Genomic DNA, 10,517 nt, shown 5'->3' on the forward strand with positions numbered 1-10,517 from the left:
ATGCGCACGCAACCGCGACACTTGATGACACCCCACGTTCATCCGGGGGATGAAGCGAGGAGGGGAAGGAATGAGGAGGGGACGGGCATGAGCCACGGGTACTCGCCGCGCTGGCGGAAGCTCACCATCGTCATCCTGCGCCCGCTGCTGTTCGGGCTGCTGAAGCGGGACTGGCGCGGCCGGGGCAACGTACCCGGGAAGGGCGGCGTCATCATCGCCGCCAACCACATCTCCGAGTCCGACCCCCTGGCGCTCGCCCACTTCGTCTACGAGTCGGGCCGCTACCCGGTCTACCTGGCCAAGTCCACGCTGTTCGACGTGAAGTTCATCGGCAGCGTGCTGCGCGGCACCGGCCAGATCCCCGTGTACCGCGACCGCGCCGACGCCTCGCTCGCCCTGAAGGACGCGGAGCGGGCGCTGCTGGACGGCGAGTGCCTGATGTTCTACCCGGAGGGCAGCTGCACCCGCGACCCGGAGCTGTGGCCGATGACCGGCCAGACGGGCGTCGCCCGCATGGCGCTGACGACGGGCGCGAAGGTCGTCCCTGTCGCGAGCTGGGGGGCGCACGAGCTGATGCCGTACAAGAAGGGCGAGCAGAAGGGCCTGGCGGGCAGCCTGAAGAAGGGCTTCCACCCGCTGCCCCGCAAGACCATGAAGGTGATCGCCGGGCCGCCGGTGGACCTGTCGGCGTACGAGGGTCTGCCGCTGAGCAAGGAGACGCTGCGCGCCGCCACCGACGACATCATGGCGGCGATCGCCGGCCTTCTCGGCGAGCTGCGCGGCGAGGAGCCGCCGAAGGAGCGCTACGACCACCACCTGGTGCTGGAGGAGCGCCGCCGCGCCGCGCGGGCCGCGCAGGCCGCCGTGCCGGCGCCCGCGGAGCCGGCCGAGCCGGGGCAGGCCGAGCCGGGGCCGGGCGGCCGCACGCCCGCCGCGCGCGGCACCGCCGACCGGAAGGCGGACGGCTCGTGACCTTCCGTACCGCGGTGATGGGCGCCGGATCCTGGGGGACGACGTTCACCAAGCTGCTGCACGACGCGGGCGGCGACGTCGTCCTGTGGGGCCGCCGCCCCGAGGTCGTCGAGGCGGTCAACGAGCGGCACGAGAACCCCGACTACCTGCCCGGCGTCACGCTGCCGCCGGGCGTCCGCGCCACCCTCGACCCGGCGGAGGCGCTGAAGGGCGCCGACTTCGTCGCGCTCGCCGTGCCCGCGCAGACGCTCCGCGAGAACCTCGGCGCGTGGGTGCCGCACCTGCCGCCGGACGCGGTGCTCGTCAGCCTGATGAAGGGCGTCGAGATGGGCACCGCCCGGCGGATGTCGGAGGTGATCCGCGAGGTCGCCGACGTCCCGCAGGAGCGGGTCGGCGTGTTCTGCGGCCCCAACCTGGCCCGCGAGATCGCGAGCGGGGAGCCGGGCGCGGCCGTCGCCGCCTGCGTGGACGAGGCCGTCGCGCGGCGCCTGCAGGCCGCGACGATGACCCCGTACTTCCGCGTCTACACCTCCACCGACGTGGTCGGCTGCGAGCTCGGCGGCGCGGTGAAGAACATCGTCGCGCTGTGCGTCGGCATGTCGGTCGGGCTCGGCTTCGGCGCCAGCACCCAGGCGCTGCTGATCACCCGCGGGCTCGCCGAGATCGCCCGGCTCGGCGCGGCGCTCGGCGCCGACGAGCACACCTTCGCCGGGCTCGCCGGCATGGGCGACCTCGTCGGGACGTGCATCTCGCCGCTGTCGCGGAACCGGACGTTCGGCGAGAACCTCGGTCGCGGCATGACGCTCGACGAGGTCATCGCCGTCACCAAGCAGACCGCGGAGGGCGTGAAGTCGTCCGAGGCGGTGCTGGAGCTGGCCCGCAAGCACAACGTCGAGATGCCGATCACCGAGGCGGTCACCGCCGTGCTGCACCACGGCATGCCGATCAAGGAGGCGGCGGTCTCGCTGATCTCGCGGTCCCCGAAGCCCGAGCGTTACGGGGTGTGACGTGCCGCCGCCCCGCGTCCCGCCGCGCCCGGCCGCTCGTGGCCGAGCCGGACTGATCACCGGTAGGGTCGGACCTCATGTCCCAGGTTTCTAAGATCCGCGTGGCCGTGGTCTTCGGCGGACGCAGCTCCGAGCACGCGATCTCGTGCGTCACCGCGGGCGCCGTCATGGCCGCCATCGACCGGGACCGGTACGAGGTGGTGCCGATCGGCATCGCCCGCGACGGCCGCTGGGTGCTGCCGCCCGCCGACCTGCCGCTCGCGATCGAGGGCGGCCGGCTGCCCGAGGTGACCGGCGCCGGCAGCGCCCTCGCGCTGCCGTTCGACCCCGACAGCCGCGGGCTGATGGTGGTCCGGCCGGGCGAGGTCCCCGACACGCTCGCCGAGGTCGACGTCGTGCTGCCGCTGCTGCACGGCCCCTACGGCGAGGACGGCACGATCCAGGGCCTGCTCGACCTGGCGGGCGTCCGCTACGTCGGCGCCGGGGTGCTGGCCAGCGCCGTCGGCATGGACAAGGGGTACATGAAGCTCGTCTGGCAGGCGCGCGGCCTGCCCGTCGGCCCGTACGTGCTGGTCGGCGACCGGGAGTGGCGGCGCGAGCGCAAGCGCAAGATCGACGAGATCAAGGAGCTGGGCCTCACGGACGGCGCCGCGGTGTTCGTCAAGCCGGCCCGCGCCGGGTCGAGCATGGGCATCACCCGCGTCACCGACGAGGCCGACCTGGAGGCGGCGGTCGAGGCGGCCCGCGAGCACGACCCGAAGGTGGTCGTGGAGGCCGGGATCGCGGGCCGCGAGGTCGAGTGCGGCGTCCTGCAGGGCGTGGACGACGGCCCGCCCGAGGCGAGCCTGCCCGCCGAGGTGCTGATGGCGGGCGAGCACGACTTCTACGACTTCGAGACCAAGTACCTCGACGGCTCCACCTCGATGGCGATCCCGCCGGACCTGCCGCCCGCCGCGATCGAGGAGGTCCGCCGCGTCGCCGTGCAGGCGTTCGAGGTGCTCGACTGCGAGGGCCTCGCCCGCGTCGACTTCTTCTACACGCCGGACGGCCGGTGGGTCCTCAACGAGATCAACACCATGCCGGGCTTCACCCCCGCGTCGGCGTTCCCGCAGATGTGGGCGGCGACCGGGCTGGACTACCCGGCGCTGGTCGACCGGCTCATCCAGACGGCGCTGAAGCGCTCGACCGGCCTGCGCTAGCCGGGCGCGTCAGCGGTAGGGGAGCCAGGCGCTCTCGTCGAGCGCGGCCGTGCCGGTCGCGCGGGCTCCGTCGTCGGAGAACGTCCACAGGGTGTCGCCGACGACGAGCGAGCGGATGACGCCGCCCGGCTGCCGGATGCGGCCCGCCCGGGTGATGGACGAGCCGGTCACCGTGAGGACGAGCGCCTCCGCGTCGGCCATGCCGTCGCCGCGCGACGCCGGGACGACGGTCAGTCCGGACTTCGGCCAGTACAGGAACGCGTGCGGGTCGAACTCGACCTGGGACGTCGCGCCGGGCAGCGTGTAGGCGGCGATCCTGCGCGGCGCGCCGGAGACGTCGAAGAGGGACACCTGGAGGCCGGTCGTGCGGCCGGACGTCTCGGCTGCCTGGCCGACGCCGAGGAGCCTGCCGCCGCCCGCCGGGTGCAGGTACGCCGAATAGCCGGTGATCTTGAGTTCGCCGGTGCGGCGGGGGCGGCGCGGGTCGGTGAGGTCCACCGTGTACAGCGGGTCGGTCCGCCGGAACGTCACGACGTAGGCGGTGGCGCCGAGGAACCGGACGGCGTGGATCCGCTCGCCCTTGCCGAGCCCGTCGAGCCGTCCGACCTGGTCGAGGCGGGCGCCCCGCTGGGCGAGGACGTGCACCGAGCTCTGCGACTTGGCACTGTCCCGGTCGGTGGTCGTGGTGAGCCGGAGGTTCCCGCCGTGCTCGGACATCGCGTACTGGTTGAGCAGGAACCCCTTGACGGACCCTGACGCGGCGTAGCGCGGGCGCCCGCTCCCGCCCAGGTCGAACTTGTAGATGTCGGTGTGCGGCTCTGGGCGCTTCTTGGTCGACCACCTGAACAGCTCCGGCGGCATGCCCGTGACGTACAGGCTCTTACCGTTGCCGTAGATGGTGGAGCCGTCCGCGGTGACCGCGATGGGCTGCGGGTCACCGAGCCCCTTGCCCAGATCCAGGGTGAGCACGGTCAGCATCGACGAGCCCTTGTACGAGGACGGGCGGCTGACCTGGTCGCAGGGCGCGCGGTACGCCCTGCCGTCGCCGAGGGTGAACGCCGGGAGCCAGGCGTCGAGCGGGGCCTTCCAGACCTCCACCCGGTTCTCCTCGATCGCGTCCTCCCGGCCCGTCCCGCCGGGGAAGGCGATCCGCGGCTCCGACCGCACCACGACGCGCACCGTCGAGCCGCTCTGCCGCGCGTCCAGGTACTGGACGTCGGAGTCCATCGTCCCGATGATCTTCGGCGGGCCGGCGAGGTCGACCAGCGTGAGGCGCATGGCGCGGCCGGTGTACCCGGGCGGCGGCGCGTCGCCGGCGTAGGACGGTGCGCGGTTCGTCAGCACGAGCGCGCGGTCGCCGCCGAGCAGAAGTTCGGCGCGGTCGAACCGGCCGGAGCCCGGCAGGTCCAGCGTGTGGGCGATCTTGCGGGTGGCGGGGTCGATGACCCGGAGGCGGCCGCCGGCGACCGCCACGATCCGGCGGCCGTCGGTCTTGACGCGGTCGGGCTCGTCCGCGCCCGGCTCGTGGGCGTTCGTCGCCGAGTGCTCCTGCGGCCCGGCGGCCTCGGCGGGCAGCCGGCCGCCCTTGCTCAGCGCCCAGGTCCCGTCCGCCGGCAGCATCGGCGCGTCGCTCAGCCCGTCCGGGCCGACCCGGTCGACGGTGGCGCGGCGCAGGTCGTCGAGCAGCGCGTCGCACCCGGCGTAGGCGACGAGCCGCACCGCCGGCGCCGGGTCGGGGCGCGGCCCGGACGGGGGCGTACCGGAGCAGCCGGCCGCCAGGAGCGTCACTGCGGCCGTTGCCGAGATTCGACCCCGCATGGACATTGGACGCCCGTACCGGCCGCCCGGTTTCCGTTATTCGTCCTTTTTCTTCCGCTGCTGCTTCTCGTGCTTCGCGATGAGGGTGTCGATCTGGACGCTCAACCGCGAGCCGAGCGGCCAGCCGATGTAGTGGGTCAGGAAGATGCCGATCTCGCGGAGCTCGTCCGGCGACAGCTCGCCGTTGCCGAGCGCCGCCGGGATCTGGATGTCCAGGACGTCGTTCAGCCCCTGCCCCGCGAGGGCGCCGACGAGCAGCAGCCGCCGGTCCCGCATGCTCAGCCCGGGACGCGTCCAGATGTCGCCGAACAGGTGGTCGACGGTGATGCCGAAGAAGTCGCCCGGCCCGTCCCCGACCTCCCAGCCGTAGACCTGCCGCATCATCTCCAGCCCGCGCTCGCGCCGCTCATCCATGGCTATCTCCCTTCGGCAAGCCCAGCCCGGGGCCGAACCGGTCGCGGGCGATCCGGGCGAGCGGGACGTCAACCCCGAGCTCGTCCGCCAGTTCCAGGGCGAGGGACAGGTCCTTCTCGCCGAGGTCCCGGGTGTGGCACAGGATGTCGTACAGGTCGTCGCCCGGCTCCAGCGGCGCGGTCGTCGGGCGCAGCATGATCGAGCCGGCGCCGCCGGTGATCGCGTCGGTGTGCCGGACGACCCGCCCGAGCTTGCGCAGCGACACCCCGGACGCCTCCGCGAGCCGCTGCGCCTCGGCTGCGGCGGTGAACGAGATGAAGTGCAGCATGTTGCGGGCCAGCTTCGCGCGGGTGCCCGCGCCCACCGGCCCCATGTGCAGGACGAGGTCCGCCCACGCGCCGAACGGCTCCCGGCAGCGCTCGAACGCCTCGTCCGTCCCGCCGACCATCACCGCGAGGGTGCCCGCGCTCGCCCCCATGAAGCCGCCGCTGACCGGCGCGTCCACGACCTCGATCGAGTAGCGCCGGGCCCGCGCCGCGAGGTCCTCGGCCGTCGCCGCCCGGATCGTCGAGTGGATCGCCAGCACCGTGCCCGGACGGGCCGAGGCGAGCACCTCCGCGCCCACCTCGCGCACCTGCGCGTCGTCCCGCACCATGACCGACACCAGGTCGGCATGTGCGGCGGCCTCGGCGACGCTCTTGGCCGCCCGCGCGCCCGCCTTCACCAGCGGCGCCACCGCCTCCGGGCGCGCGTCGTGGACGACCAGGCCCGCGCCCGTCAGGTGCCCGGCCATGGGGGCGCCCATCTGGCCGAGCCCGATGAACGCGACCGTCATGCGTGCTCCGTGCGGGGGGACGACCCCCCGCGCCCCCCGGTTCGCGTCGCTCATGCCCTGAACACCTCGCCGCCGTCTACATTGATGATCTGGCCGGTGATCCAGGCGGCGTCGTCGGACAGCAGGAACAGGCACGCGCCGACGAGGTCCTCGGGGGCGCCCATCCGCTTGAGCGCCATCTTGTCCTGGACGATCTTCTGCGACATGTTGCCGGGCACGACCGTCCGGTTGGCCTCGGTGTCGATCGGACCGGGGGCGATCGCGTTGACGCGGATGTTCATGCCGCCCAGCTCGTGCGCGAGCTGCTGCGTCAGCCCGTTGACGCCGACCTTCGCCAGCCCGTAGAAGCCGGAGTACTGCCACGCCGCCGTGGACGACTGGTTCACGATGGAGCCGCCGCCGCGCTCCTGCATGTGGGGGTAGCAGGCGCGCGCGCACAGCAGCGCACCGTCCATGTTCACGGACATGAACTTCTTGTAGTAGTCCCAGTCGACGGTGAAGAGGAAGTCCAGCTTCATCGTCCCGAAGATGGCGGCGTTGTTGACGAGGTGGTCGATCCCGCCGAACCGCTCCTTCGCGGCCGCCGCCATGGCCTCCACCGACGCGGGGTCGGACACGTCCGTCCGGACGAACAGCCCCTTGACGTCGTCGGCCACGCCCTGCCCGCGCTCGTCCACGTCGGCGACGACGACGTGCGCGCCCTCCGCCGCCAGTGCCCGCGCGTACGCCTCGCCGATGCCCTGCGCGGCCCCGGTGACGACCGCGACCTTTCCCTCGAACCTCACAAGCCCTCCGCGATCGCCTTGGTCTCCAGGTACTCCTCGAACCCGGCCACGCCCATCTCGCGGCCGATGCCCGACTGCTTGTAGCCGCCGAACGGCACGTCCGCGCTGTACCAGACGCCGCCGTTCACGCTGACCGTCCCGGTGCGCAGCCGCCGCGCGACCGCGCGCGCCCGCTCCACGTCACCGCCGTGCACCGCGCCCGACAGCCCGTAGGGCGAGTCGTTCGCGATCCGCACCGCGTCGTCGTCGCCGTCGTGCGGCAGGAGGACCAGCACCGGGCCGAAGATCTCCTCCCGCGCCGCGCGGGCCTCGTTCGTGAGGCCGGTGATCAGCGTCGGCTCGATCCAGAAGCCCTTGTCGCGGCCCTCCGGGCGTCCGCCGCCGCACGCGAACGAGCCGCCCTCCTCGACCGCGAGCTCCAGGTAGCCCTCGATCCGCTCGCGCTGCCTCGCGGAGATCACCGGGCCGCAGATCGTCCGGTCGTCCTGGGGGTCGCCGACGCCGAGCTTGGCCAGCGTCCCCGCCGTGATCTCGGCGGCCTCCGCGTAGCGCTCGCGCGGGACGAGGATCCGGGTGGTGATCGCGCAGCCCTGCCCGGCGTGCGCGACCCCGGAGAACGCCGCGTACGAGCACGCCGCCCGCAGGTCGGCGTCGTCCAGCACGATGAACGCCGACTTGCCGCCGAGCTCCAGGAAGACCCGCTTGAGGGTGCCGGCCGCGCTCGCCATGACCTCCCGTCCCGTCGCGGTGGAGCCGGTGAACGACACCAGGTCGACGCGCGGGTCCCGGGTCAGCTGGGCGCCGAGCCCGTGGTCGGACGACGTCACGACGTTGACGACGCCCGCCGGGATGTCGGTCTCCTCCGCGATCACCTCGCCGAGCACCGCCGCGCACCACGGGGTGTCGGGCGCGGGCTTCAGCACCACCGTGTTCCCCGCCGCGAGCGCGGGGCCCAGCTTGGCCAGGTTGATCTGGTGCGGGAAGTTCCACGGGGTGACGGCGCCGACGACGCCCGTCGCCTCCCGGCGGACCCGCCGGTGGCTGGCCATCCCCATCGGCTCGGCCCGGCCGAGGTCGCGCTCCCACGCGTAGGACTCGACCAGGTCGGCGAACCAGCCCAGGTCGTCGACGGGCGCGTCGAGCTGGGCCCCGAACGTCAGGAAGCGGGGCGCGCCGACCTCCCGGATCGTCAGGTCGCGCAGCTCGTCGGCGCGCCGCCGCAGGCCGTCCCGGAGCTGGCGCAGGCAGCGCGCCCGGAACGCGTGGTCGGTCGCCCAGCCGGTCTCGTCGAACGCGCGGCGGGCGGCGCCGATCGCGCGGTCCATGTCGGCGGGGGAGGCGTCGGCGGCGGTGCCGAGCACCTCCTCGGTCGCGGGGTTGATCGTCTCGAAGGCGCCGCCCGTCCCGGGGACGAGCCGCCCGTCCAGCAGAAGCAAGCGATCGGTAGTTCTGGACACTTGTCCAGACTACAGTTCAGCCCCGCCCGGAGCGCAAGGGCCCGGCGCCGGGCGGTGCCGGGCCGGGACGGCCGGACGGGCCGCGCGAGGTGTCCGGATATGCCAGGCTTGGAGGGTTGACCGCCGTCCCGAGGAGAACGTCCGTGCCGCACGCCGACCTGCCGGAGCGCATCGGCCCCTACCGGGTCGTGGACCGCCTCGGGGAGGGCGGCATGGGCACGGTGTACGCGGGCCTGGACGCGTCCGGGCGCAAGGTCGCCCTCAAGGTGATCCGGCGGGAGTTCGCCGCCGACCGGCAGTACCGCGCGCGGTTCCAGGCGGAGGTCGCGGCGGCGCAGCGCGTCCGCCCCTTCTGCACGGCGCCCGTCCTGGACGCCGACCCCGCCGCGGACCCGCCCTACCTGGTCACCGAGTTCGTCAACGGGCCGAGCCTCGACGCCGCCGTGGCGAAGGACGGCCCGCTGCGCGGCGCCGACCTGGAGGCCGTCGCGGTCGGCATCGCGACCGCGCTCACCGCCATCCACGACGCGGGCGTCGTGCACCGCGACCTGAAGCCCGCCAACGTGCTGCTGTCCACGTTCGGTCCGCGCGTCATCGACTTCGGCATCGCCCGGTCCGTGGACGGCACGCGCCTCACCGCGACCGGCGGCATCGTGGGCACGCCCGCGTTCATGTCGCCCGAGCAGCTGGACGGCCGCGGCGCGGGCCCCGCGTCGGACGTGTGGGCGTGGGGCGCGACCGTGGCGTTCGCGGCGCGCGGCGGGACGTGCTTCGGCGGTACCTCGATCCCGGCGGTCATCCACCAGATCGTCAGCGGCGAGCCCGACCTGAGCGGGCTGGACGGCATGCTGCTCGGCGCGGTCCGGGCGGCGCTCGCCAAGGACCCGGCGCGGCGGCCGTCCGCGCAGGCGCTGCTGGACGGCCTGATCTCCAGCGGCGTCCGGCAGGACGCCCGCGCACCCGTCCGGCAGCCCACCCAGCAGCCGTCTCAGTCCAGCCAGCCGCCGTCTCGGCCCACTCAGCCGCCGCAGCGCCCCCAGGCGGCCGGTGCGCACACGTCCTCGATCGTCCCGCCGCCGGCGCCGCCGCTCGCCGCGGGGGAGGCGGAGGCGCTGGTCGAGCAGCAGTACCGGCACGCGGCGCAGGCCGGCGACCCCTCCGCGATGCGCAGCCTCGCGGTGCTCCTGAACGGCCAGGGGCGCACGGCCGAGGCGGAGTCCTGGACCCGCTACGCCGACGCGATCGCCGCCCGCTCGGCCGTGTACGGGCAGCAGCACACCGGTCATCACGGACACCAGACGTCGCCTCCGCACCTGTACGCGGCGCCGCCGGGCAAGCCGCCGATGAACAGCCTCGCGATCTACGCGGTGTCCATGGGCGCGGTCGGGCTGATCACGTGCGGGCTGCCGTCCATCCCCGCGATCATCGCCGGGCACCTGGCGTGGGTGCGGGTGCGGCGCTCCGGCGAGCGCGGGCTCGGCCTCGCGGTGACCGGGATCGCGCTCGGCTGGATCATGGTCGCGTTCTGGGCGCTGGTCGCCTTCGGCTGGTCCCTGCCCGACGAGACCTGACCGCCGGAAAACCCGTTGCGGCCGTCCCGCCGCCGATGGCACCGTGGACGTCGTCGGCCCGCACACGACGGCTGAGAGGAGGACCGGCCATGGCTCTGGAGCAGTATCGACTTCGACTGCCCTCGGCGTCGCACGCCCGCCCCGGCCGGTATCCCGCCTTCTAAGGAACCCGGCCGAGCCGTCGCGAGTGACGCCACCTCGCGACCACGCGGCTCTACCCCAACCGGCAGAGGGACCACTCTCAGGAAGTGGACGTTCCGGGTTCGACTCCCGGGAGCCGCACGCCTCCGTAGTCCAACGGCAGAGACAGCGGCATGAGGTGCCGTGTGCTGGATCTGGTCGGCCAGGGCTGGCACTGAATCCCTCCGGAGGTACGACAACGTCAAGGGGCGGCGCCGACGCTCGGAGAGTCGGGCCTGGCTGTAACCCAGGCGCCTCGCGCTGAGTGGGTTCGAATCC

9 protein-coding genes and 2 tRNA genes are annotated in these 10,517 nt (G+C 73.7%); 6 read left to right on the top strand and 5 right to left on the bottom strand.

All coding sequences use genetic code 11. The features are described from left to right. Positions 1–87 precede the first annotated feature (87 nt). From ETD96_RS11955 to ETD96_RS11965, 3 genes are all read left to right on the top strand, one after another. Complete coding sequence (locus tag ETD96_RS11955; RefSeq protein WP_138636382.1) at positions 88–972, top strand: lysophospholipid acyltransferase family protein; 885 nt, start codon at positions 88–90, stop codon at positions 970–972. A 17-nt stretch (positions 973–989) separates the two neighbouring features. Next, positions 990–1,979: an NAD(P)H-dependent glycerol-3-phosphate dehydrogenase gene (locus ETD96_RS11960; protein WP_138636392.1), complete on the top strand. Its 990-nt coding sequence runs from the start codon at positions 990–992 to the stop codon at positions 1,977–1,979. A 77-nt stretch (positions 1,980–2,056) separates the two neighbouring features. Next, positions 2,057–3,178 (top strand): D-alanine--D-alanine ligase family protein, encoded by a 1,122-nt coding sequence (locus tag ETD96_RS11965; RefSeq protein ID WP_138636383.1) that lies wholly within the window; start codon positions 2,057–2,059, stop codon positions 3,176–3,178. Between the two features lie 9 nt (positions 3,179–3,187). Here the strand turns inward: ETD96_RS11965 and ETD96_RS11970 are convergent, their stop codons facing one another. The 5 genes from ETD96_RS11970 to ETD96_RS11990 form a co-directional block, all read right to left on the bottom strand. After that, on the bottom strand, positions 3,188–4,966 hold the full coding sequence (locus ETD96_RS11970) for a beta-propeller domain-containing protein (RefSeq protein ID WP_205719222.1): 1,779 nt from the start codon (positions 4,964–4,966) through the stop codon (positions 3,188–3,190). 66 nt (positions 4,967–5,032) lie between these two features. Continuing rightward, positions 5,033–5,410 (bottom strand): carboxymuconolactone decarboxylase family protein, encoded by a 378-nt coding sequence (locus tag ETD96_RS11975; RefSeq protein WP_138636385.1) that lies wholly within the window; start codon positions 5,408–5,410, stop codon positions 5,033–5,035. Then, positions 5,403–6,245 carry an NAD(P)-dependent oxidoreductase gene (locus ETD96_RS11980; protein ID WP_138636386.1) on the bottom strand — a complete coding sequence of 281 codons (843 nt, stop codon included), beginning with the start codon at positions 6,243–6,245 and terminating at the stop codon, positions 5,403–5,405. The genes ETD96_RS11975 and ETD96_RS11980 overlap by 8 nt, the downstream gene beginning before the upstream one ends. A 50-nt stretch (positions 6,246–6,295) precedes the next feature. Next, the gene (locus ETD96_RS11985) at positions 6,296–7,030 is read right to left on the bottom strand and encodes an SDR family oxidoreductase (RefSeq protein WP_138636387.1); all 735 of its coding nucleotides are present in this window, start codon (positions 7,028–7,030) and stop codon (positions 6,296–6,298) included. Next, on the bottom strand, positions 7,027–8,466 hold the full coding sequence (locus ETD96_RS11990) for an aldehyde dehydrogenase (protein ID WP_240807539.1): 1,440 nt from the start codon (positions 8,464–8,466) through the stop codon (positions 7,027–7,029). The genes ETD96_RS11985 and ETD96_RS11990 overlap by 4 nt, the downstream gene beginning before the upstream one ends. A gap of 164 nt (positions 8,467–8,630) precedes the next feature. Here ETD96_RS11990 and ETD96_RS11995 point away from each other — a divergent pair, with 164 nt between their 5' ends. From ETD96_RS11995 to ETD96_RS44610, 3 genes are all read left to right on the top strand, one after another. Further along, a complete protein-coding gene (locus tag ETD96_RS11995; protein ID WP_138636389.1) occupies positions 8,631–10,058 on the top strand; it encodes a protein kinase domain-containing protein in 1,428 nt (475 codons plus the stop codon). A gap of 208 nt (positions 10,059–10,266) precedes the next feature. Then, positions 10,267–10,340 (top strand) — tRNA-Leu (locus tag ETD96_RS12000). 1 nt (position 10,341) lies between these two features. Beyond that, positions 10,342–10,432, top strand: a tRNA-Leu gene (locus ETD96_RS44610). The last annotated feature ends 85 nt before the right edge of the window (positions 10,433–10,517 follow it).

Source organism: Actinomadura geliboluensis (assembly GCF_005889745.1).
Classification (GTDB): Bacteria; Actinomycetota; Actinomycetes; order Streptosporangiales; family Streptosporangiaceae; genus Spirillospora; species Spirillospora geliboluensis.